This is a genomic window from Staphylococcus sp. SUC_1.2, assembly GCF_026222585.1.
In genome coordinates this window covers 1-23,965 of record NZ_JANJPM010000014.1, presented here as the reverse complement: position 1 = coordinate 23,965, position 23,965 = coordinate 1, and the positions used below count along the sequence as shown (strand labels likewise).

Here is a 23,965-nt window from a genome sequence, read left to right as displayed (position 1 = left end):
GCCTTCAGTCTAATTATTTTATATTTACTCTTTTTCTAAAAAAATATAGTTTCGAACTTGTATCTCTGTTCGAAACTTTCCGCTCTAAAAGTACTTTTATATTATACTATACCAACCTGTAACTAGAAATTCCAATTCTCTGTTTATATTAAATATGTAAGAGCAAAACAACGGGCAAATTTGACCGTCATTTTGCTCTATTTAAAATGAATCACTTTTTAGTTATCAATCACTTTAGGATTGACTGAAGTGGCTTCAACATAATATTTTTTCGTTTCTTCTTTACCTTTATGTTTCACTTTGATTTCCCAGTTTGCTTGTAGTAATTGAACGTTGGTTTCTCTTACTACTGAGTAATATCCTAATCTTGCATCTAATACTTCATCGCCAGCTTTTAAATAACGATTGAAATACAAGCTTTCAATTGCTTTACGCGGCGTAATGACTTGCTTCTTAGGATTATTGTCACCTTTTGCAGGTTCAATTTTACTCATTAATGTTTGTTTATACATTGTCGCTTTACCATCGTCTATATTAAAGCGAAGGCGTGCTTTATTGTTATTAAGCAATGGGTACCCATCATACGTTTGTTCGTAAGTGACTGTATTTGAATTAATATCGCCAAGTTGATAGACCTTACCATTATAAATATGATTGATAATGTAATCTTTTAAATCGCTGAGATTACGATCACTTACATTTACAGTATTGTCTACGTCACCGCTTACTGTGAAACCAGAATCACTTGTTTCTAATGAAGATTTATTTTCAGCGTATGATTTAAAGTTTTTAGAAGTAGCAGTAATCATTTGCATCTTCGTACCACTTACATCTTTATTTAATACATCTGTCGATACTTTAATCTCTTCTTGCTGGAAGTTTACTTCATTATCGCTTTCAGTTTCATTAATTTGCGATTTAGTCACCTTATTAATATAAATCAGAATGAGAAAAATATTGACTAGAACAAACACGAAAATAAACAATGTTTTGGTTAGTTTCCAGTTCATTTATTCAAGCCTCCCATCCTGATATACATACCATTCACCATCATACTCAACATACCACGTTGGAATAAATTCACTATTACGTTGTACTTCGATGTCATCTTTATCTGGCTTATCATCTTCTTTATAGCCAACGATCATATTCGATATTTTTTCAAAATCAATATTATGATTGTTCGCAAGTGACGCACGCACAGTTTCCAAACTATCTAATGATGTCGTTGCACCTTCTAAAGGCACGCTTGAACGTAGAAGGGCACGTTTATAGTCATAAATTCCTTTTTCTCCCCAAGTCACGTTAATTTCATTTAACTGCTGATCATTAAATGTAGGATGTCCATTGAGGAATAATTGATAGGTTAATTCTCCTGACATATTATCCGTATTGAACAGACGGAAATCATCGTTAAAGAAACCACCATGATTATTAATATATTCGAATGTACTTGGGATGGAAGTATCCATATCTTTCGAACCAGATTCATCTTCCGATAAGTTTTTATAATGGTACTTTTTACTGTCATCATTATAGTTTGCGACGCCGGTATTATTATTATATGTGGTTGAACCACTTTTTCCGCTTCGAATAATGACAGAATCATCAAATAAAATTGAGTTCATCGTTTCGACTGAAATCGTATCATATACCATACGATATGAGCGTAGGTCTTTTGGATGTTTCGGCGCAAAAATATGCGTCGATTTATCAATCGTCGTCTTATTCGTAATCACTTCCGAATAGGTTTCCATATCTTTTTCTAAATGATGAATGGTTTTAGTAAATGGCGTTACCTTAGCGTCTATCGTCACTTTCATGACTTGTTGATGATGTTTACTCAACGCATATAATTCTAAATCACCCTTAGGATTTTTATCAATTAAAATTCGATTAAAACTAAAATGTTTAGGAATTTTAGCTGAGTTATTAAGTACTTGACCTAAATAGGTTGTTAATGGCATATCATACGTAAAATCCAACACGACAAAATCATGGTCTAATATCGGAGTTTGCAAGTTATACCCTTTTTGCATCAATTCTACTTTACTCACTTCATGATCTTTGAGTGGATCAATAACTTGAGCGAGTTGAGATCTTGATGGTGTCAATCCTTTTACTTTATCCCCTTTAACTGACACAACTTGATAAGGTGAAATCACTGTGTCCATCTTTGCAGCTAAAGGTTTACCAATGGTTTTAGTATTATTTTTTTTACTATCCGCGCTGTCTAAATTATTTAAATCTGGAGTAAAGTTCCAAATCATATACGTAAGGACAATACTCATCATGACTAAAAGAAAAAGGATAACTGATTTAATATGTTCCTTACTGTTCATCCCAATCACCGTCGTCTATCACTTCACATGGAAGTGTAATAAATATCGATGTGCCTTGTCCTTCAACACTGTTTGCCCAGATACGACCATTATGTGCTTCGACAATTTCTTTTGAAATGGCCAGTCCAAGACCTGTACCACCCATTTTACGTGTACGTGCTTTATCTACGCGGTAGAAGCGATCAAAGATTTTATCTACTTTATTAATTGGAATACCGATGCCATTATCTTTAATACGAATGGTCATTCGATTATAAAGTGCATTTTGTTTCACGTGGAACTCGACACGTTTATCTCCACGAGAATATTTCATCGCATTCGTAATGACGTTATCAAATACTTGTGTCATCTTATCTGGATCTATTTCTGTGAAAATCGTTTCATTTGGAATTTCACGTACAAACGTTGTATCTTTCGCTGCCATTTCATGTCGATTAATAATTTTATTAATAAACATATTAAAGTCGACAATTTCTTTTGTAATTTGTTCTGTCTCATTATCCATTTTAGATAATTGAAGTAAGTCATTTACTAGTCGAATCATACGTACCGTTTCTTCACGTGTGACTGAAAGGAACGATGGCGCAAGATTTTCATCTTTCCAAGCGCCTTCTTCAAGTGCTTCAATATAACTGTTCATTGATGTTAACGGCGTACGTAATTCGTGTGATACATTGGCAACGAATTCGCGACGTTCACGTTCCACTTGTTGTTGCTCTGTAACATCGTGTAATACGGCGATATAACCATTAACAAATCCCGTATCTTGTACAATCGTGCTAAAGTTGACACGTGCAATAATACCTTCTTCTTCGTTCATATCAATTAAGATACTATCATTATTCTCTTGAATTTCTTCTAATGAAAAATCGCCTTCTATTTTTAAAACATTTAGCATGTAATAACCAATGAGATCTTCTTTCGCCATACCTAACATTTTAATCGCCATATCATTCACAATACGAATACGACCACGTCGATCCGTCGCAATGATACCATCACTCATATGTGTGATGACAGAATCGAGTCGACGTTTCTCACTTTCTGTATTCGCTTGGGCTTCTTGTACACGTTTAGAAAGATTATTAAACGCAAGCGCAAGTTCACCAATTTCGTCATTACCATAAATCTTAACACGCTGTGTATAGTTCCCTTTCGACATTTCAACTGTTTGGTTACGCATATCTGTAATCGGTCGCGTAATCGTTCGCGCAATAAAGAAACCGAGTATAACCGTGATAAATAAGGAAATAGCCGTACCAATAATAAAGATTTGGTTAATATTGTTAAGCTGGTTATATACATCATTAATATTTGACTCTATGTAAATATTACCGATCACATCATTGCTATTCTTAACTGGTAAGTTGTAAATCCAAATCCGTTCTTTACCATGACCATAGTCTTTTAAGACGTTATGACTATTTGCTTCGCCAAGAGAGATTGCTTTTTGAACAGAGTTATCATTCACTTTTTGATTAATTAAGCTATGTGATGATAACTTCGCTGTAGCCATTATAATTTGATCTTTATCAATAAAGCGGATTTCTTCAATCTCTTGTCGGTTAGCGTATTCATTCAGTAGCGATTGAACTTCCTTTTGTGCATTTGAAGGATTGTCTTTATAAATACGCTCAATATTGACTTCGAGTTGTGTCGCATATTGTTTAATATTCTTCATGAAATTATTTGTTAATTCTTTTTCTAAACTATTAGTGAAATACAGACCAATAATCTGCATTCCAATAATAATCAGTAAGACATAAACAATAACGAGTTTTGTGTGAAGGGATTGGAGTTGTTTCAGCCACTTCATCGTTTGCAACTCCTAATCATGTTGTTGGAGGAAGTATCCAACGCCTCGACGTGTCACAATATATTCTGGATGAGATGGATCGTCTTCAATTTTTTCTCTTAAACGACGAATGGTTACATCCACTGTACGCACGTCTCCAAAATAATCGTAGCCCCAAACCGTTTGTAATAAGTGTTCACGTGTCATAACTTGACCCATATGTTTTGAAAGATAGTGGAATAATTCAAATTCACGATGTGTTAATTCAATATCCTCACCACGTTTTTTAATTGAATAAGCATCGGGATAAACCACGATATCTTTAATCGCAATTTCATTCGTTGTACCTTCAGATTCTTGCGCAGGTTGAGAATAGTGACGTCTTAAGTTTGCTTTCACACGTGCAATTAATTCACGTGTACTAAATGGTTTCGTCACATAATCATCAGCACCTAATTCAAGGCCCAATACTTTATCAATTTCTGAGTCTTTCGCTGTTAACATAATAATTGGCATTTCGTATTTTTTACGTACTTCACGACATACTTCCATACCATCACGACCTGGTAACATAATGTCTAACAATACGATGTCTGGCTCTTCTTCATAAATTAAATCGACTGCATCATTACCATCATAAGCGCAATGAACTTCATAGCCTTCTTTTTTTAAATTAAATTCTAAAATATCCGCAATTGGCTTTTCATCATCAACTACAACAACTTTTCTAGCCATATCTATAAACCTCATTTCTCAAATTGTAGTTTAAACCTTAATGTTTATTATATTTTGAGTAAAACATTAACTGTATTATATGGCGCTATCTTACGTCTTAACGCACGTTTATCTACTATATAATTTAACATTAATATTCACTTAATTCTATTTTCATATTTAAAATTATAGAATAACATTAATTTAAAGTTTACCACTCTCGTTTTATATTACAAATAAGTTGAGCACCTTGAATATTGGACAAAAGTCGTAGGAAGACAGAAACGGTACAATGTTACAAAATGATGATAGAGGATAATCGTTGAAAATTAAGAGTGATATATAAAAGATGTATAAAAAAAGAGAGAAATATTAAAAATATATTGCGACGTCACCTATTTGTAATACGCACATCGTTTTACTCATGATAACGTCTATATATTTATAAAAATAAAGACGCAATATTAAAAAAGCATAAAAAAAATGCCTACCCTTTTGGATAAGCAATACGGTCTCGACGGGAATCGAACCCGCGATCTCCTGCGTGACAGGCAGGCGTGTTAACCGCTACACTACGAGACCTAAAATGGTGACTCCTACGGGACTCGAACCCGTGTTACCGCCGTGAAAGGGCGGTGTCTTAACCGCTTGACCAAGGAGCCGTTCTTAAGCACAAGATAGATTATAGCATAGCTTTTATTTTAAAGACAAGAACTTTTTTACATAATTTTAATATTTTTTTATAATTCCTTAATTTTTAGAAAAAAAGAGTTGTTTTGAAGGTATATTACATAACAATATACTTTTTTTCTTTACTTTTACATTATTAATTCATATTCAAATTTAAATGATATGGTTATCATTATCTTATTTTATGTATATAAAAAACGTTGCTAAAGTGAGTCACTTTAACAACGTTAGATGTATACAATTAAATGTTTTATTATTAACGGGCTTCGAAACGTAATTCTCTCATCCATCATATGCTAATCTCTAAAATCAAAAACCGATTTTCGCTCTTAGCACGTTATTGCTCTAGGTTTATACGCTTTTCTTACCATAATTTTTCTAATAGGTTTGTTTGCTCACGGTCAGGGCCTACAGAGAAGATTGAAATATGAACGCCACATAATTCAGAAATACGTTCTAAGTATTTACGTGCGTTTTCAGGTAATTCTTCTAATGTACGACAACCTGTAATGTCTTCCGTCCAACCAGGTAATTCTTCGAAGATGGGTTTACAACGACGTAATTGATCTAAGTTTGCTGGATATTCTGTGATTGTTTCACCATCTAACTCATATGCTGTACAGATTTTAACTGTATCTAAACCTGTTAAAACGTCAATTGAGTTAATAGATAAGTCTGTAATACCACTTACACGACGAGAGTGACGTAATACAACTGAGTCGAACCAACCTACACGACGAGGACGTCCTGTTGTCGTTCCATATTCACGACCTACTTCTCTAATATGATGACCATCTTCATCGAATAATTCAGTAGGGAATGGGCCATCACCTACACGAGATGTATAGGATTTACATACACCGATCACTTTAGATACAAAAGTTGGACCCACACCAGTTCCAACTGTCACGTTACCTGCGACAGGATTACTTGACGTTACAAAAGGATATGTACCATGGTCGATATCTAACATAACTCCTTGTGCACCTTCAAATAAAACTTTTTCATCAGCTACGAAAGCGTCATCTAAAATTTTAGCTGTATCTGTGACGAATTCTTTTAAACGTTGACCTGCTGCATAGTATTCATCGAATATTTCATCAAAGTGTGGACAAGTTTCATTAAACATCCCTTTGAAATATGCATTTTTAATTTCAATATTTTCTTTTAAACGTCTTTCAAATGTGTCTTTTTCTAATAAATCAGCCATACGAATACCAATACGCTGTGCTTTATCTACGTAAGCTGGTCCAATACCTTTTTTCGTTGTACCAATTTTATTATCGCCACGACGACGTTCTTCATATTCATCTTGTGCTAAGTGATACGGTAAGATGACTTGCGCACGGTTTGAAATACGTAGATTATCTGTAGAAATACCACGTTCATTTAAAGCGTCTAATTCTTTTAATAATGCAACAGGATCTACAACTACGCCATTACCAATCACTGCTAATTTATCTTTATAAAAAATACCTGATGGTACTAAATGTAATTTGTATGTTTCTCCACCAAATTGAATGGTATGACCTGCGTTATTACCACCTGAAAAACGCGCAATCACATCTGCTTGTTCTGCTAAGAAATCTGTAATTTTACCTTTACCTTCGTCTCCCCATTGTGTCCCAACTACTACGATTGATGACATGTGAGCACCTCCAAAGTTTTCTCAATTAACCACTAAGTATTCTATCAATACGTTTCATATAATGCAAATAAAAATCGAACATTAAAAATAGCATTCATATCAATCAAATCAATACGTATATTTTATTAAAAAACCTTTAAAATTGTTAATTTATCAATATTTCAAGACAGTTTTACAAATGTTTAATACACATACTTCACTTAACTTTAATTTTAAAAAACAAAATAAAAACCGTACATTTATATTAAAAATAATAATAATGTACGGTAAAAATTTTATGACATGTCTGCATGTGCATAATCAATGTCTGTAAATTTATTATATTGTTTCATAAAGTGTAACTTCACTGTGCCTGTAGGGCCGTTACGTTGTTTAGCAATAATAATTTCAATCTCACCATTATCGTCATTGGATTGAGGTTCGAACTGCGTACTATCGTCATCTTCTTCACCATCGCCTCGATTATAGTAATCATCACGATACAAGAAAGCAACAATATCTGCGTCTTGCTCAATTGATCCTGATTCACGAATATCACTCATCATTGGTCGTTTATCTTGACGTTGTTCTACGCCACGAGATAACTGACTCAGTGCGATAACAGGACATTCTAATTCACGAGCGATGGCTTTTAACGTACGTGAGATTTCAGAGACTTCTTGTTGTCTATTGTCTGAAAAACGTGAGCCACTCCCTTGAATAAGTTGTAGATAGTCAATGACAATCATATCCAGACCATGTTCTTGTTTAAGACGACGACACTTTGATCGTAAATCTGTAATACGAATTCCTGGTGTATCATCAATAAAAATCTTTGTTCTTGATAATTTACCTACTGCAATCGTAAATCGATTCCAGTCTTCTTCTGTCATTGTCCCCGTTCTTAAACGGTTAGAATCTACATTTCCTGAACTACAAATCATACGTGTCGCAAGTTGATCGGCACCCATTTCAAGTGAGAAAATACCTACTGTATAGTTATCTTCATGAGTGGCTACTTTTTGAGCGATATTAAGTGCGAAGGCAGTCTTACCTACAGAAGGACGGGCTGCTAAAATAATTAAATCATTTCTATTAAAGCCCGCAGTCATCTGGTCTAAATCGCGGTATCCAGTAGGAATACCTGGTGTTTGCCCACTATTTTGATCAAGTTCTTCTGCAGTCTCATATACTTGACCTAAGACATCTCTAATATCTTTAAATCCATCACTTTGACGGTTTGCTGAGAGTTCAAGAATACGTTTTTCAGCATCACTTAAAATAGCATCTAATTCAAGCTCATTATTATACCCATCATTCGCAATGCTATCAGCTGTTTGAATTAATCGACGTTTAAGCGCAAGATTAGCAACTATATTTCTATAGTATTCAATATTACGTGTCGTCGGTACATTATTCGATAATTCAGCTAAATATTGAGGGCCACCAGCCTCACTTAACGTACCTTCTTTCGTTAATTGTTCCATTAACGTGACGACATCAATCTCATGAGCATCTTCGTTTAAGTTCATCATTGCTCTAAAGATATGTTGGTGTGCTCCTCTATAAAACGACTCAGGAAGTAATACCTCCTGAGTCGAACCTATTAATTCTGGATCTAAAATAATTGCACCTAAGACAGACTGTTCAGCTTCATTGTTATGGGGCATTTGTCTTTGACCATACATATTATCCATCAATTATTACACCCATCCATCTTAAAATTTTCGACATGCTAGTGCAACATTATATCTTTCTATGAATTGCTTTTAAAAGAGTGGACTACCTATTTGTGTCCCAAATCTTTTTATTTTTCTACAGTGTGTACGCGAATTGCACCTTCAACTTCTTTGTCTAATTTAACAGGTACATTAGTATAACCTAACGCGTGAATACCGTGTGGTAAATCCATTTTACGTTTATCAATTTTAATATCGTGTTGATTTTTTAATGCGTCAGCAATTTGTTTTGTACTAATAGAACCAAACAATTTACCACCTTCACCAGTTTTAGCACTTACTTCAACTTCGATATCTTCTAATTTTGCTTTTAATGCTTTAGCATCATCGATTTCTTGTTGTCTATTCGCTTCAGCACGTTTATTTTGTTGTTCTAATTGTTTTAAATTACCTGGTGTTGCTTCAACAGCATATTTATTTTTTAATAAAAAGTTATTTGCGTAACCTACTGGCACGTCTTTAACTTCACCTTTTTTACCTTTACCTTTAACATCTTGTGTAAATATTACTTTCATGTATCTTCACTCCTACTCATTTGTTCAGTAATTGCTTGTTGTAATTGATCGATTGCTTCTTCTATAGTGACACCTTTTATTTGCGTTGCAGCATTTGTTAAGTGACCTCCGCCACCTAAGGCTTCCATTGTTAATTGAACATTAATACCGCCTAATGAACGTGCTGAAATACCAATTAGATTATCTTCACGTTTCGCTACAACGTAAGAAGCTTCAATGCCTTCTAAACTTAACAATTCATCCGCAGCTTGTGCAACTGTTACAGGATGATAGATTTTGTCATTAGAACCGTGAGCAATCGCGACACCGTGATCTTGAACTTCAACTGTACGTATCAATTCAGAACGATTAATATACGTATCAACATCATCTTTAAGGAATTGTTGCGTTAAGATTGTATCCGCACCATGCGCACGTAAATAACTTGCCGCATCAAACGTTCTTGAACCTGTTCGTAATGTAAAATTACGTGTATCAACAATAATACCTGCATACATAATTGTAGATTCTAAACGTGATAACCGTTGTTCTGTTGGCTGATATTCTAATAACTCTGTGACAAGTTCTGCAGTTGAACTTGCATAAGGTTCCATATAAACGAGTAATGGATTTGAAATAAAGCTTTCTCCACGTCTATGATGATCAATGACTACTTTACGATTCGCTTTATTTAGAATATTTTCATCTAATACCATTTCAGGTTTATGTGTATCTACCACAACAACCGTTGTTTTTGACGTCATCATATCCCAAGCCTCATCAGATGTCACAAATCGTTCTTTCAATTCAGGTTTTTTATCAATTTCTTCCATCACACGACTTAATGTTGGATCGATATCTTCTTCATTAAGTACCACATATGCTTCTAAATTATTCATTGACGCAAATCGAGATACTCCAATAGCTGCTCCAACGGCATCTAAGTCGGGACGTTTATGTCCCATAATAATCACTTTGTCGCCTTCAGTTAAGATATCTTTCAATGCGTGAGAGATAACACGTGCTCTAACACGTGTTCGTTTTTCCATCGGGTCAGTCTTACCTCCGTAAAAGCGGACATTACCATTCATGTTTTTAATTGCAACTTGGTCTCCTCCACGACCTAAGGCTAAATCAAGTCCTGATTGAGATAATTCACCAAGTTCAATTAAATCTTCAGTACCTTCACCAACACCAATACTTAATGTCAATTGTGCACGGTAGCCTACACTTTTTTCACGTAACTGACTTAGAATTTCAAAATTAGAATCTTCTATTTCTGCTAAGATTTTTTGGTTTAAATACGCTACGAATTGATCTGAACTATAACGTTTAAAATAAATGTTATATTCAGTTGCCCATCGACTAATAATACGTGTCACCATTGAGTTGATTTCAGAACGTTGTGTGTCATTCATATTTTGGGTAATTTCATCGTAGTTATCTAAAAACAACGTTGCAATGATAGGCTTTGATTCTTCATATAATTCATTTGTATGTACCTCTTCTGTAATATCGAAGAAATATAAACAATGCTCTTCTTCAGAATAACGCACATGATAATGGTACTGACCATGTTCGATTTCGATTTCTTGTACTCTTTCAAGTTGCTTAAGAATATTCGGAAAAACTTCATTGACTGGTTCTGAGATGACATTAGTTTCTAGATGTTCAGACATATATTGGTTGATCCATTCGATGTGATCTTCAGCATCAATCACAACTAAGCCAATTGGCATGCGTTTAATTGCTTTATTATTTCCTGCTGAAATATGACCACTCAGATTATCCACATAATTATCCATTTTTGATAATGCTTGTTTAATCAATACCGCACTGATCACAATCATAATGATTAAAGCAATCGCCGTAAACGTTGCCATTAAAGGTTTAAATATAAACCCTACGATAACAATTGCAATCGCCGTAAGCACCATCAAAATGTAAGGAATAAGCAATGCTTTTTTAGTGGATTGACGGTTCATTCTTCCACCTCTATTCACTTTTTAAAGTCATTTTTTAATCATTCGTTTTAAGTTAATCCCTAAATCAAGTACGCCAAGTAATGATACGATATGTGTAAAGGGTGAAATAACTGTCCCCACGACCATTAATAATATGGATACCGCATCAGGTAAGCGTTTGGCCTTTCCAAAGAAATGAATCAAACTCAATCCTTGGATATACATTAATAATGATAACACAACTTCGAAATTTAATACGATACTTTGGAATATACTTGGTTTTATCGCAAACATTACACATACTAGCACAATCATGTAAATCCATAATAATGTGCGATTCATTTGCCAAGCAAATAAAGGTCTAAACATAGGCGTTGCTACTTTGAATTTACGTAAAATTGGAAATGTAATGATGATATTCATTAAAACTAAAAGAAAGACAATAATAATGATGTAACTTGGAAGTTGAACAGCCATTTGACGAAATCCTTCTTCTAAGATGATCTTATAATCTGATTCAACGCCTGAATTTACAATCGCATTGTTCATTGCGTCTTTTGCTGGTTTAATCAATACTTCGGTATTTGGAATCTTTTTGAACGCTTGTAATAACATAAATACAATTAACGTCACAATACTTATATACATTGTTGTGATATATAAGATGCGTTCTTTAGATGTACGTTCTTTTAATAATTGGCCAATTACAAAACTTAGTAATAAAACTAGAATCATGGCACTTAATACAAAGGTATTCCCTAATAAGGTCGTGATAATTACAGTGAGTAAAGCTCCAATTCCAAATGTAGCAATTGATTTATGCCACATGACAATCCCTGGAATGGTAGCGAATAAACATAGAACCAGACCAATTATTGGCAATACATACGTAACTAAAGCAACTGCTACAAGCACGATAGTCCCTATAATCATTGCTTTAGGATGTACTTTTGAAAACACATTCGCCACTCCTATACTTTTTTGACTATAATTTCTATTTTAACCTCTATATTCAAATTAAACAAATGTGTTAACTGTTCTCTTATCTATTATTTTCGTTTAAATTTCGAAACTTTTAAAAAGTGATACAAGTTAGGTGCCCAGTCATTAAAATTAAGTAAAAAACCATCATGGCCTACGTTGTCTGGAACAAAAAAGTGACGATGATATTTAAAACGTTCTCCTACTGCTCTGACTTGATCATCTGGATATAACAAGTCATCTGTAAAGCCCATCGTTAGTACTTTTGTATTTAAAGATTGGAAGACCTCATCCACATCATCGCGCTGACGATCAAGATGATGACTATCTAAGACATTCAACATCGTTAAGTAACACGATAAATCGTAGGATTCTTTAAACTTATTGCCTTGATAACGTTGATAATTGACTACTTCATCTGGTGTGAAACGCGCGTCATAACTTTTTGAAGAACGATATGTTAAGAATCCAAGTTGTCTTGCAATACTAAGTCCCTCTTTACCTCCAATATGAATCGCTTCACGTGCAATTTCATTGAAAGCACGACTGTATGAAGAGGTTTTATCTGTAGCTGCTAAGATGACTGCCTTATCTACTTCGAATTGATGATTATATAATAATTCCATCACTTGCATGCCACCTAAACTGCCACCAATTAAAATATCGATTTTAGTAAATCCAAGGGCCTTTATTCCCAATTCAATTGCCTTAACGATATCTCTTAATGTGATGGTTTTAGGAAAATGAGCATCGTTTAATGGGGAGCTTGAACCAAAAGGACTTCCAATAACATTAAAAGTAAGAAACTGATAATCATAGATTGGCATATAACCACCATCAATGATTTCACGCCACCATCCAGGATGTTCATCTGTACCATAAGTTAAATGATTACCAGTCAGAGCATGACAAACCACAACAAGCGGTTGTCCCGAATAACCTACGTGCTCATAACGCAATTTTAAATTCTCAATCGTTTCACCTGATTCTGTTGTAAAAGCACCTAAATGTAATGTATCTACTGTATAATTTGTCATGCTATGCCTCCTTAGAATAAAAAAATCGCTTCTACTCTTAATTTTAAAAGTGTGAAGCGATAATACTTTAGTACTTATCATTCGAGTATCTCGTTGGTTGTAGCACCGTACAAATGATTTGTCGGTTGCTGAAGCTTCATAGGGCCAATTCCCTCTACTTCTCAAAATAAGAGTATCTATATATTGATTGAATTGTTTAATTTAAACTTATTTTAATACAATTGTCTAGTTAACTTCAATGCGCAGTAAATAAATGAATTAAAAGAACCATCGTATACTTGCAATGAATACAATACCTACAATAATAGTGATGGTTAGACTACGTGTCACAAATGCAATAATGACTGTAGGAATGGTTGCTACAATGAATGGAATATTTAATTCAAAGCCTTGCATACCTTTATGTTGAACGATAAAACTATCAATAACTAACGCAGTGAATAATGAAATTGGAATAAACGACAGCCATTTGATGACTGTTTCTGACAGTTGAATACGTGAAATCATTAAAAATGGTACGACACGTACAATTAATGTCACTAATCCACATAAAACGATAAGTAAAAGCATATGTCCAGTTATCGTCATCGATCCATCACCACCCCAAGTGTTGCAGCACAAATTGATGTAACAAGAATGGCCACATAAGAGGGCATCAACCAACTTAAAATGAACATCATTACAATAACGAACGCAATTAATACGATATATATACTTACTTTGGAACGTGTAATCGTTTCAAATTGAGCCATAGCCAAGAAAATAAACATGGCTGTAATCGCAAAGTCTAACCCTAACATTTCAGGATGAGAGATGTATTTCCCAAAGACTGCTCCTAACACACAAGCTATTGCCCAAAATGAATAAGCAGTAATATTTAATCCATGTAACCATCGATCATTAATTGTTTCCCCTTTTAAGTGTGGTGTTATAGCAACGCCAAATGTCTCATCAGTAAGAATAGAAGACAAAGCTAAACGATTCCATATACCATAATCTTTATAATTAGGTGATAATGTCATAGACAATAAAAAGAAGCGGGAGTTCACAATTAACGTCGTTAACACGATTGCTGATATAGGTGTGCCAGTAATGACTAAAGCACAAATAATAAATTGTGCTGCGCCTGCATAAACCAGTAAACATAACAGAAGAATTTCTAGAACACTAAAATGCTGAGAAGCTGCCACGATGCCAAATGATAGTCCTATACCGATGTATCCTAGTAGTGTTGGAATACATTCTTTGACCCCTTGTTGAAATGTTACATGTGACGTCATGTTAGCTCCCCCCTTTATATATATGTATTTTTAAATTGACTATATAGTATAATTAAATTCAGTCTAATATAATCTAAGAAACGCTTCAATATTTTTAGACATCCGTTTGAGTGAGGTTAGAGAGAAGGGGGTTTCAAAATATTGATAGTTCAAAACTTTAAAAATATCAGAAATTTTTGATATTTTTAAAGTTATCTCTCTTAGGGATGTCTTATTTTAATATGAAAATAAATAAAGCGATAGAGAACTACGTCACTCTATCACTTTATGAGTTGAATTTTATTTAATTATTCGTTGACTGGACGAATTTCTGTTTTGCCGCCCATAAATGGTACAAGTGCTTCTGGAATTGTAATTGAACCATCTTCGTTTTGGTAGTTTTCTACGATAGCTGCAAATGTACGACCTACTGCAAGTCCACTACCATTTAATGTGTGTACTAATTCTGGTTTAGAAGAAGCATCACGTTTGAAACGAATGTTAGCACGACGAGCTTGGAAATCAGTACAGTTTGAGCAAGAACTAATTTCTTTGTAGTCATTATAACTTGGTAACCATACTTCTAAGTCATATGTTTTACTTGCGCTAAAACCAATATCTCCAGTACATAAGATCACGCGACGATATGGTAATTTTAATTCTTCTAAAATTGCTTCGGCATTTTGAGTCATATCTTCTAATGCATCCCAAGAATCTTCAGGTTTTTCAAAACGCACCATTTCAACTTTATCGAATTGATGTAAACGAATTAAACCTCTTGTATCTCTACCAGCTGATCCCGCTTCACTACGGAAACATGCAGTTTGACCAGTGAATTTTTCTGGTAACACACCAGGTTGGATAATTTCATTTCTATAGAAGTTTGTTAATGGAACTTCTGCAGTTGGAATTGTATATAAGCCTTCTTTTTCAACTTTGAATAAATCTTCTTCAAATTTAGGTAATTGGCCTGTACCAAACATTGTATCTGCATTTACCAATTGAGGTGTCATCATTTCTGTATAACCATGTTGTGTTGTATGTTTTGTTAACATATAGTTCATTAATGCACGTTCTAATAAAGCACCATCTTTAGTTAAATAAACGAAGCGCGCACCTGATACTTTTGCAGCACGTTCGAAATCAGCCATTTTTAATTCTTCTACTAAATCCCAGTGCGCTTTTGGTTCAAAATCAAATTCACGAGGCGTACCCCATTTTTTTAATTCAACATTTTCAGTGTCGTCAGCACCTTGTGGTACGTCATCTGCAATTAAGTTTGGAATACGAATTAAGATATCACGAATTTTGTTATCTACTTCATTTAATTTTGCATCATTTTCTTTAATTTCATCGCCTAATTCACGCATTTCTTTAATGACGTCATCCGCATCTTCTTTGTTACGTTTTTTTTCAGCGATTTGATCACTTACTTTGTTACGACGTGCTTTCATTTCTTCTGTTTTACCAATTAAATCACGACGTTGATTATCTAATTCTAATACTTCATCAACAACCTTTGAATCATCTCCTCGTAATTCAATTTTGCTCTTAACTTTGTCCGTTTCGTCTCTGAATTGCTTGATGTCTAACATATAATATTCATCCTTCCAAAAAATTTATATTGAGTGACCATAGCGATTTAAAATAAAAAAAGACCACGTCCCCATACAAGGGACGTGGTCTACGCGTTGCCACCCTATTTAACAATTTAATTAAATAAACTAAATTGCACTCCACTATCGATAACGGTTAAAACCGATTGTTCAATATAAGTAGGTAGATTCGCATAAAAATTAATTACTTGTTTACACTAACCACAAGCTCTCTGAAATTAATACCCTTATGTTACTTAGCCTACGAACAATGCTTTATTAAGTTAATTTTAATATAGCAAAGTCATATATAATTTTCAAGCAGTTACCTCAACCAAATATAACAAACTACATACGTTAAAATTCTGTCAATTTTAGCATTTATAAATTTATTTAAAATAGTGTTGACGAAACGCTTAAGCAGGTATAATATTTTCTATTGTATTTAAAATGCACATGATATTTTCGCTTGTCTTAATAACTCATCATTTCATTGATTTAATATATAGAAGTTATGACTTTCGAATCTAAATAGGGAGGATTCATCATATGGAAACATTAACTAATGTGACAATTCCTAAACGTAATGACGAAACGCATAAAGGTGATTATGGAAAAATTCTTTTAATTGGTGGTAGTGCAAATTTAGGCGGAGCAATCATGTTAGCTGCCCGTGCATGTCTTTTTAGTGGAAGTGGTTTAATTACTGTAGCCACACATCCTACTAATCATGCAGCCATTCATTCACGTTGTCCTGAAGCAATGGTAATAGATATTAATGATACTAAAATGTTAACAAAAATGATTGAAAATACAGATAGTATTTTAATTGGACCAGGTCTTGGCGTTGATTTTAAAGGAAATAATGCGATTACTTTCTTACTACAAAATATTCAACCCCACCAAAACTTAATTGTAGATGGTGATGCAATTACAATATTTTGTAAACTTAAACCTGATATTCCTACATGTCGCGTTATCTTTACACCACATCAAAAAGAATGGGAACGTCTAAGTGGTATTCCTATTGAAGAACAAACGTATGAAAGAAATAGAGAAGCTGTGGATAAATTAGGTGCTACTGTAGTACTAAAAAAACACGGTACAGAAATCTTCTTTAAAGATAAAGAATACAAATTACCAATTGGCACACCTGCAATGGCTACAGGTGGTATGGGTGATACATTAGCTGGTATGATTACAAGTTTTGTAGGTCAATTTGATAGCTTACAAGATGCCGTTACGAGCGCAACTTATATTCACAGTTATATTGGTGAAAAACTTTCTGAAAAAATGTACGTCGTGCCCCCTTCAAAATTAATTAATCAAATTCCTTATGTAATGAAAGAATTAGAACGATAAATAATAAAAATAAGACTTCCCTATATGTGGGAAGTCTTATTTTTATATTTAATTCTGATCTGAATCATTCTCAATATCTTCATTTACACGATCCATGAAATCTTGTCTTACTTCGATGCGTTCATCATCTTCATCAGATTCAGTATGCAAAGCGTTACCAGGTGTCGTATCATCTATCACTTGTTCATTTGCACTTTCTGTAGTTTGAGCACTCGCATTTTCTGTTTGTTGTGCCGCTTCAGTCGCAGCTTCATCTTCAGTTTTATCAATGACTTTCGCAACGGTTGATACAGCTTGATTATCGCCTAATTTCATTAATCGCACACCTTGTGTGGCACGGCCATTTTGAGAAATATCTTCAACCTGTAAACGAATAATAATACCACCATCCGTTACAATCATTAAATCTTCTTGACCGCTTACCGTTGTAATACATACAACATTACCATTACGTTCTGTAATTTTAGCCGTTTTTATACCTTTACCGCCACGATTAGATAAACGATATTCACTTACAGGTGTTCGTTTACCATAACCTTTTTCAGTAACGACTAGAACTTCATCTTCACTTTCAGCATAGGCTACGTCTAAACCTACGACTACGTCATTTTCTCTTAGAGAAATACCTCTCACACCTGAAGCTGTACGACCTAGTGGGCGTAAACTATTTTCAGGGAATCGAATTAATGAGGCATGTGCTGTACCAAGTAAAATATCTTGTTTACCATCAGTAAGACGAACTGCAATTAATTCATCATCTTCTTTAAAGCCAATCGCAATTTTACCATTCTTATTAATATGAGAGAAGTTACTTAATGCAGAACGTTTAACAATACCTTTTTTAGTAGCAAAGACTAAGAAACTGTTCTCATCTTCTAAATCTCTTACGGCAATCATCGTACTAATCACTTCATCATTTTCAAGCTCAATCGCATTAATGACTGGAATACCTTTAGATTGACGAGATAATTCAGGTACTTCGTATCCTTTCAACTTATAAACACGGCCTTTATTCGTAAAGAATAAAACATTATCATGTGTACTTAATGTTACAAGTTGACTGACAAAGTCTTCTTCTAAGGTATTCATACCTTGTACACCTCGTCCACCTCTGTTTTGTGAACGATATGTAGATACAGGTAAACGTTTAATATAGTTGTTATGACTTAAAGTGATGACGATTTGTTCTTCAGGGATTAAGTCTTCATCTTCTAAGTGATCTAAACCACCCAATTGAATTTCAGTACGACGTTCATCACCGAAACGTTCTTTAATTTCTGTAAGCTCATCACGAACAAGTTGAAGTAATACATCTTCATTTGCTAAAATCTCTTCTAATTCTGCAATATAACTTAATAATTCATTATACTCATTTTCAATTTTATCGCGCTCTAACCCAGTTAAACGACGTAAACGCATATCTAAAATGGCTTGAGCTTGACGTTCAGACAATTTAAAACGTTCTTGCAATGTTTCCATCGCCACTTTATCTGTGTCAGACTCACGAATAATAGAAATAATTTCATCAATGTGATCAAGCGCAATTCTTAAACCTTCTAAGATATGTGCACGATCTTTCGCTTTTTTCAAATTGTATTCTGTACGACGACGTACAACTGTTTTTTGATGTTCTAAATATTCAACAAGCGCTTCTTTTAAGTTAATTAATTTAGGTCGACCATTCACAAGGGCAATCATATTTACACCAAATGATGTTTGTAATGGTGTGTGTTTATATAAATTATTTAAAATAACATTTGCATTGGCATCTTTACGTACATCAATAACAACTCTTACCCCTGTACGTAAACTTGTTTCGTCACGAAGATCTGTAATACCTTCAATTCTTTTCTCACGCGCTAATTCTGCAATTTTCTCAATCATTCTTGCTTTATTCACTTGATATGGAATTTCAGTCACAACAATACGCTGACGACCACCGCCACGTTCTTCTATTGATGCACGTGCACGCATTTGAATTGATCCACGACCAGTTTCATAGGCACGTCTAATGCCACTTTTACCTAAAATTAAGCCAGAAGTTGGAAAATCAGGACCTTGAATATCTTCCATCAATTCTGAGATTGTGATATCAGGATTTTGACTTAAACGTAAGACTCCGTCAATGACTTCTGTTAAATTGTGTGGTGGAATATTTGTAGCCATACCAACCGCAATACCTGAAGCACCATTCACTAAAAGGTTAGGGAAACGAGAAGGTAAGACTTCGGGCTCTCTTTCTGTACCATCATAGTTATCTAAGAAATCAATAGTATCTTTATTGATATCACGTAACAGTTCTAATGTGATTTTGGTCATTTTTGCTTCGGTATAACGCATTGCCGCAGCACCGTCACCATCCATTGAACCAAAGTTACCTTGACCATCAACAAGAGGATAACGATAGCTAAAGGTTTGTGCCATTCTTACCATAGCATCATAAATTGAAGAGTCGCCGTGTGGATGATATTTCCCCATAACGTCCCCAACAATACGTGCTGATTTTTTATAAGGTTTGTCTGGAGTCATTCCTTGTTCATTTAGACCATATAAAATACGACGATGTACAGGTTTTAAACCATCACGTACATCTGGTAATGCACGTGAAACGATAACGCTCATCGCATAGTCTAAAAATGATTCGCGCATTTCGTTGGTTATATTTCTTTCATTAATTCTTGATTGTGGTAGAGAATCAGCCATCAAGATATCCTCCTTTTATAGTCAGTTCACATTAAGTTAAATTAGAAATCTAAATTAGCATAAACTGCATTATCTTCGATAAATTGTCTACGATTTTCAACAACGTCACCCATTAACATTTCAAATGTTTGATCCGCTTCTACTGCATCTTCAAGTTTTACTTGTAACATCATACGATTTTCAGGATTCATTGTTGTTTCCCATAATTGATCGGCATTCATTTCACCTAAACCTTTGTAACGAGAAATTTGCCATTTTGGAGTAGGATTTAGTTCAGCTTTTAATTTATCCAATTCACGATCGTTAAAGACGTAATATTTTTGTTTACCTTGTGTTAGCTTATACAATGGTGGTTGAGCGATGTATACATACCCAGCCTCAATTAATGGACGCATAAATCTGTAGAAGAATGTAAGTAATAATGTACGAATATGCGCACCATCTACATCAGCATCTGTCATGATAACAATCTTATGATAACGGGCTTTAGAAATATCAAATTCGCCACCTATGCCTGTACCAAATGCTGTAATCATTTGACGGATTTCATTGTTATTTAAAATACGATCTAAACGTGCTTTTTCCACATTTAATATTTTACCTCTCAACGGTAAAATCGCTTGTGTTTTTGAGTCACGACCTTCTTTTGTAGACCCCCCGGCAGAGTCACCCTCAACTAAGAAAATTTCACTTTCATCAGGATTTTTACTTGAACAGTCTGCCAGTTTACCAGGTAAACTTGAAATTTCTAATGCTGATTTACGACGTGTCACTTCACGCGCTTTTTTAGCTGCTACACGTGCTCTTGACGCCATGATTCCTTTTTCAACAATGATTCTTGCAACATTTGGATTCTCATATAAAAAGCGTTCAAAGTGTTCTGAAAATAATCGATCAACGATTTGACGTACTTCAGAGTTACCTAATTTCGTCTTCGTTTGACCTTCGAATTGTGGATTACCATGTTTTATAGAGACAACTGCTGTTAAACCTTCACGTGTATCTTCACCTGAAAGACGTTCTTTATCATCTTTAATAATCTTACTTTGAGTCCCATAACTGTTTAAGACACGTGTAAGTGCACGTTTAAAGCCATCTTCATGTGTACCACCTTCATATGTGTGGATATTATTCGCATAGGATAATAAGTTTGTAGCATAACCGCTATTGTATTGTATTGCAATTTCTACTTCGATATCATCTTTTGACTGATGAATATAAATAGGTTCGTCATGAATAGGTTCTTTATTTTCGTTCAGTAATTCAACGTAAGATTTAATACCACCTTCATAATGATACGTGTCTTCACGTTGTTCTTCATCTTCACGTTCGTCTCTTAGTGTAATTGAAATACCTTTATTTAAGAATGCTAATTCTCTAATACGTTTTTGAAGTGTTTCATAATTATAAACTGTTGTTTCTGAAAAGATTTCACTATCTGCTTTAAAGCGAATCACTGTACCTGTTTTATCCGTACTACCTATTTCTTTAAGATCAAATTGAGGCACGCCTTTTTTGTATGCTTGATGATAAATTGTTTCATTACGGTGTACATACACTTCTAAATCTTGTGATAACGCATTTACTACAGATGAACCTACACCATGTAGTCCACCAGATACTTTGTATCCGCCACCACCGAATTTACCTCCGGCATGAAGTACAGTAAGAATAACTTCTACTGCGGGACGTCCCATTTTTTCTTGAATATCGACAGGAATACCACGACCATTGTCAGTCACTTTAATCCAGTTGTCATTCTCAATCACTACTTCAATTTGATTAGCATATCCAGCTAGCGCTTCGTCAATACTGTTATCAACGATTTCCCATACCAAATGATGCAAACCTCTTTCTGAAGTTGAGCCAATATACATACCAGGGCGTTTACGTACCGCTTCAAGTCCTTCTAATACCTGTATTTGTCCAGCACCATAATTATCTGTGTTGTTTACATCTGACAATGTATTCACCATCACTTTCTATTACTTAATAATTTCACCTTGATTAATTCGGTAAAGTTTCGCATTATTCATGATTTCATGATCAATACCGTCTACCGATGTAGTTGTTACGAAGGTTTGTACTTTATGTTGAATTGTACTGAGTAAATGCGTCTGACGAGAATCATCAAGTTCACTTAAGACATCATCTAATAATAAAATCGGATATTCTCCGACTTCAATGTTCATTAATTCTATTTCTGCTAGTTTAATTGATAAAGCGGTTGTTCTTTGTTGACCTTGAGATCCATAGGTTTGAGCATCCATGTCATTCACATTAAATCCTAAGTCATCTCTATGTGGACCGTATAAACATACTGCTCTATCCATTTCACGTTGTTGATATTCATTCAGTAACGTGATGACTTCATCTAATAATTCACTCTTATTTTTACTTGTATCGCTAAGTTTAATACTTGGTAAATATTTTAGAGATAATGTTTCACGTTGGTTCGTAATACCAGCGTGGATAGGCTGTGCTAAAGCCTCTAATTCTTCAATAAATTGCTCACGTCTTAAAGTGACATTAAGCGCATATTGTGCAAATTGTTGATTTAAAACCTCTAGCATCGTTTTATCTGTTTTTTGACCAAGTTGTAACTGCTTAAGATAATTATTTTTTTGTTTGAGAATACGTTGATATTGAGCTAAATCGTTGAGATATACTGCAGAAATTTGCCCTAATTCCATATCTATAAATCGTCTTCTAATTTGAGGAGAACCTTTAACAATATTTAAGTCTTCAGGTGCAAAAAGAACCACATTTAGATGTCCAACATACTGTGTTAGTCGACTTTGTTCCAAGTGGTTCACTTTAACTTGTTTACCTTTTTTAGTTATATACATCGTTAATGGCATGGTTCCGTGTCTATAACTTAGCTCACCCTCTATTTTAGCATACTCAGAGTTAAACCGTATAAGTTCCTTGTCATTGGAGGTTCGGTGACTTTTAGCTAAAGCAAGGACATAAATTGATTCAAGTAAATTTGTCTTTCCCTGTGCATTTTCTCCAATAAGAATATTCACTTCAGGATGACAATTTAACGTAACCCCTTCATAGTTACGATAGTTTTCTAATTGGAGTGTTTTAAGCTTCATTGCTCACCTTGATGAATAATAATAAATGAATCGATATCTGGAATATCAGGGAAGTCGATACGATCTTGGTCAGCTAGCTTTTTTCCACGACGTGTTTCACGTTCGCCATTTAATAAAACATCGTAATCTTGTAAGAACCATTTTGCTTGTCCACCTGATTCGATGATACCTTCTGTTTTAAGAAATTGACCTAACGTAATCTCGCCTTCAACTGTTACTTCTTGAACCAAAATAATCACTCCATTTCTTTATATATCATTACTATATTATACCTTTTTTAGGAATAAATTTCATTTAAAATGAAGTGTGAAACCGTTTACTTTCAAATAAGTTTTTGTTATTTTAATTTGTTATGTAAAAAATAGATCATTTTTTGAAATTATGACAAAAATAATCAGAGACAATATCTCAATTTTTAATTTTAAGGCCTATTTTAGCGAATATAATGAGTCGTGGATAAAAACATCGTTTTACTTAATTTAGCTTCATTATGAACCTCTGAGATAGTTTAAAATCAATGTTTTAATGAATTAAAAAAATAGGCTGGGACATAAAGTATCTG

The 23,965-nt window shown here is 34.2% G+C and carries 18 protein-coding genes, 2 tRNA genes, 1 riboswitch and 1 other annotated feature; of the genes, 1 reads left to right on the top strand and 19 read right to left on the bottom strand.

The features are described from left to right. Positions 1 to 218: 218 nt before the first annotated feature. The 15 genes from NR218_RS06360 to serS form a co-directional block, all read right to left on the bottom strand. Positions 219 to 1,010 carry a two-component system regulatory protein YycI gene (locus NR218_RS06360; RefSeq protein ID WP_049382265.1) on the bottom strand — a complete coding sequence of 264 codons (792 nt, stop codon included), beginning with the start codon at positions 1,008 to 1,010 and terminating at the stop codon, positions 219 to 221. Then, complete coding sequence (locus NR218_RS06355; RefSeq protein WP_265848445.1) at positions 1,011 to 2,342, bottom strand: YycH family regulatory protein; 1,332 nt, start codon at positions 2,340 to 2,342, stop codon at positions 1,011 to 1,013. Next, positions 2,332 to 4,158 carry a cell wall metabolism sensor histidine kinase WalK gene (gene walK / locus NR218_RS06350; protein ID WP_048679004.1) on the bottom strand — a complete coding sequence of 609 codons (1,827 nt, stop codon included), beginning with the start codon at positions 4,156 to 4,158 and terminating at the stop codon, positions 2,332 to 2,334. The genes NR218_RS06355 and walK overlap by 11 nt, the downstream gene beginning before the upstream one ends. Positions 4,159 to 4,170: 12 nt before the next feature. Beyond that, entirely contained in the window at positions 4,171 to 4,872 is a 702-nt protein-coding gene (yycF, locus tag NR218_RS06345; protein ID WP_048787705.1) for a response regulator YycF, read from the bottom strand. A gap of 488 nt (positions 4,873 to 5,360) precedes the next feature. Next, positions 5,361 to 5,433: transfer RNA gene (locus NR218_RS06340), tRNA-Asp, on the bottom strand. A gap of 5 nt (positions 5,434 to 5,438) precedes the next feature. Then, positions 5,439 to 5,513: transfer RNA gene (locus tag NR218_RS06335), tRNA-Glu, on the bottom strand. Between the two features lie 392 nt (positions 5,514 to 5,905). Continuing rightward, positions 5,906 to 7,189 (bottom strand): adenylosuccinate synthase, encoded by a 1,284-nt coding sequence (locus NR218_RS06330; RefSeq protein ID WP_049335768.1) that lies wholly within the window; start codon positions 7,187 to 7,189, stop codon positions 5,906 to 5,908. 275 nt (positions 7,190 to 7,464) lie between these two features. Further along, positions 7,465 to 8,865 (bottom strand): replicative DNA helicase, encoded by a 1,401-nt coding sequence (gene dnaB, locus NR218_RS06325; RefSeq protein WP_265848443.1) that lies wholly within the window; start codon positions 8,863 to 8,865, stop codon positions 7,465 to 7,467. 110 nt (positions 8,866 to 8,975) lie between these two features. Then, a complete protein-coding gene (rplI, locus tag NR218_RS06320) occupies positions 8,976 to 9,422 on the bottom strand; it encodes a 50S ribosomal protein L9 (protein WP_265848442.1) in 447 nt (148 codons plus the stop codon). Beyond that, positions 9,419 to 11,386, bottom strand: coding sequence for a DHH family phosphoesterase (locus tag NR218_RS06315; protein WP_265848441.1), 1,968 nt, complete (start codon positions 11,384 to 11,386; stop codon positions 9,419 to 9,421). Before NR218_RS06315 ends, rplI begins: the two co-directional genes overlap by 4 nt. Positions 11,387 to 11,413: 27 nt before the next feature. Further along, positions 11,414 to 12,325: a YybS family protein gene (locus NR218_RS06310; protein ID WP_265848440.1), complete on the bottom strand. Its 912-nt coding sequence runs from the start codon at positions 12,323 to 12,325 to the stop codon at positions 11,414 to 11,416. An 89-nt stretch (positions 12,326 to 12,414) separates the two neighbouring features. Beyond that, positions 12,415 to 13,383, bottom strand: coding sequence for a homoserine O-acetyltransferase MetX (gene metX, locus NR218_RS06305; protein ID WP_017175617.1), 969 nt, complete (start codon positions 13,381 to 13,383; stop codon positions 12,415 to 12,417). Positions 13,384 to 13,454: 71 nt separating this feature from the next. After that, a riboswitch (SAM riboswitch) is annotated at positions 13,455 to 13,556 on the bottom strand. A gap of 85 nt (positions 13,557 to 13,641) precedes the next feature. Continuing rightward, positions 13,642 to 13,971, bottom strand: coding sequence for an AzlD domain-containing protein (locus tag NR218_RS06300; RefSeq protein WP_019834692.1), 330 nt, complete (start codon positions 13,969 to 13,971; stop codon positions 13,642 to 13,644). Then, positions 13,968 to 14,663, bottom strand: coding sequence for an AzlC family ABC transporter permease (locus NR218_RS06295; RefSeq protein ID WP_265848439.1), 696 nt, complete (start codon positions 14,661 to 14,663; stop codon positions 13,968 to 13,970). Before NR218_RS06295 ends, NR218_RS06300 begins: the two co-directional genes overlap by 4 nt. Before the next feature lie 287 nt (positions 14,664 to 14,950). Further along, positions 14,951 to 16,237 (bottom strand): serine--tRNA ligase, encoded by a 1,287-nt coding sequence (gene serS / locus NR218_RS06290; RefSeq protein ID WP_265848438.1) that lies wholly within the window; start codon positions 16,235 to 16,237, stop codon positions 14,951 to 14,953. A gap of 75 nt (positions 16,238 to 16,312) precedes the next feature. Further along, positions 16,313 to 16,516, bottom strand: a binding site (T-box leader). 270 nt (positions 16,517 to 16,786) lie between these two features. Here serS and NR218_RS06285 point away from each other — a divergent pair. Then, positions 16,787 to 17,599, top strand: coding sequence for an NAD(P)H-hydrate dehydratase (locus NR218_RS06285; RefSeq protein ID WP_002488487.1), 813 nt, complete (start codon positions 16,787 to 16,789; stop codon positions 17,597 to 17,599). 48 nt (positions 17,600 to 17,647) lie between these two features. On the opposite strand, the gene gyrA is transcribed toward NR218_RS06285, so the two are convergent. Genes gyrA through yaaA form a run of 4 tightly spaced genes read right to left on the bottom strand, consistent with a single transcriptional unit; the run spans position 17,648 to position 23,642 of the window. Continuing rightward, positions 17,648 to 20,302, bottom strand: a complete 2,655-nt coding sequence (gene gyrA / locus NR218_RS06280; protein WP_019834693.1) for a DNA gyrase subunit A — start codon at positions 20,300 to 20,302, stop codon at positions 17,648 to 17,650. Between the two features lie 41 nt (positions 20,303 to 20,343). After that, complete coding sequence (gene gyrB / locus NR218_RS06275) at positions 20,344 to 22,278, bottom strand: DNA topoisomerase (ATP-hydrolyzing) subunit B (RefSeq protein WP_019834694.1); 1,935 nt, start codon at positions 22,276 to 22,278, stop codon at positions 20,344 to 20,346. 9 nt (positions 22,279 to 22,287) lie between these two features. Next, complete coding sequence (gene recF, locus NR218_RS06270; protein ID WP_049382260.1) at positions 22,288 to 23,403, bottom strand: DNA replication/repair protein RecF; 1,116 nt, start codon at positions 23,401 to 23,403, stop codon at positions 22,288 to 22,290. Further along, complete coding sequence (gene yaaA / locus NR218_RS06265) at positions 23,400 to 23,642, bottom strand: S4 domain-containing protein YaaA (protein WP_172457903.1); 243 nt, start codon at positions 23,640 to 23,642, stop codon at positions 23,400 to 23,402. Before yaaA ends, recF begins: the two co-directional genes overlap by 4 nt. Between the last annotated feature and the right edge of the window lie 323 nt (positions 23,643 to 23,965).

Bases quoted from the DNA above. Each gene is read 5' to 3' on its own strand.
- NR218_RS06330 (WP_049335768.1), bottom strand. From the start codon at position 7,189: ATGTCATCAATCGTAGTAGTTGGGACACAATGGGGAGACGAAGGTAAA.
- gyrB (WP_019834694.1), bottom strand. From the start codon at position 22,278: ATGGTGAATACATTGTCAGATGTAAACAACACAGATAATTATGGTGCT.
- walK (WP_048679004.1), bottom strand. From the start codon at position 4,158: ATGAAGTGGCTGAAACAACTCCAATCCCTTCACACAAAACTCGTTATT.
- recF (WP_049382260.1), bottom strand. From the start codon at position 23,403: ATGAAGCTTAAAACACTCCAATTAGAAAACTATCGTAACTATGAAGGG.
- gyrA (WP_019834693.1), bottom strand. From the start codon at position 20,302: ATGGCTGATTCTCTACCACAATCAAGAATTAATGAAAGAAATATAACC.
- rplI (WP_265848442.1), bottom strand. From the start codon at position 9,422: ATGAAAGTAATATTTACACAAGATGTTAAAGGTAAAGGTAAAAAAGGT.
- metX (WP_017175617.1), bottom strand. From the start codon at position 13,383: ATGACAAATTATACAGTAGATACATTACATTTAGGTGCTTTTACAACA.
- NR218_RS06295 (WP_265848439.1), bottom strand. From the start codon at position 14,663: ATGACGTCACATGTAACATTTCAACAAGGGGTCAAAGAATGTATTCCA.
- serS (WP_265848438.1), bottom strand. From the start codon at position 16,237: ATGTTAGACATCAAGCAATTCAGAGACGAAACGGACAAAGTTAAGAGC.
- dnaB (WP_265848443.1), bottom strand. From the start codon at position 8,865: ATGGATAATATGTATGGTCAAAGACAAATGCCCCATAACAATGAAGCT.
- NR218_RS06300 (WP_019834692.1), bottom strand. From the start codon at position 13,971: ATGACGATAACTGGACATATGCTTTTACTTATCGTTTTATGTGGATTA.
- yycF (WP_048787705.1), bottom strand. From the start codon at position 4,872: ATGGCTAGAAAAGTTGTTGTAGTTGATGATGAAAAGCCAATTGCGGAT.
- NR218_RS06360 (WP_049382265.1), bottom strand. From the start codon at position 1,010: ATGAACTGGAAACTAACCAAAACATTGTTTATTTTCGTGTTTGTTCTA.
- NR218_RS06315 (WP_265848441.1), bottom strand. From the start codon at position 11,386: ATGAACCGTCAATCCACTAAAAAAGCATTGCTTATTCCTTACATTTTG.
- NR218_RS06285 (WP_002488487.1), top strand. From the start codon at position 16,787: ATGGAAACATTAACTAATGTGACAATTCCTAAACGTAATGACGAAACG.
- NR218_RS06355 (WP_265848445.1), bottom strand. From the start codon at position 2,342: ATGAACAGTAAGGAACATATTAAATCAGTTATCCTTTTTCTTTTAGTC.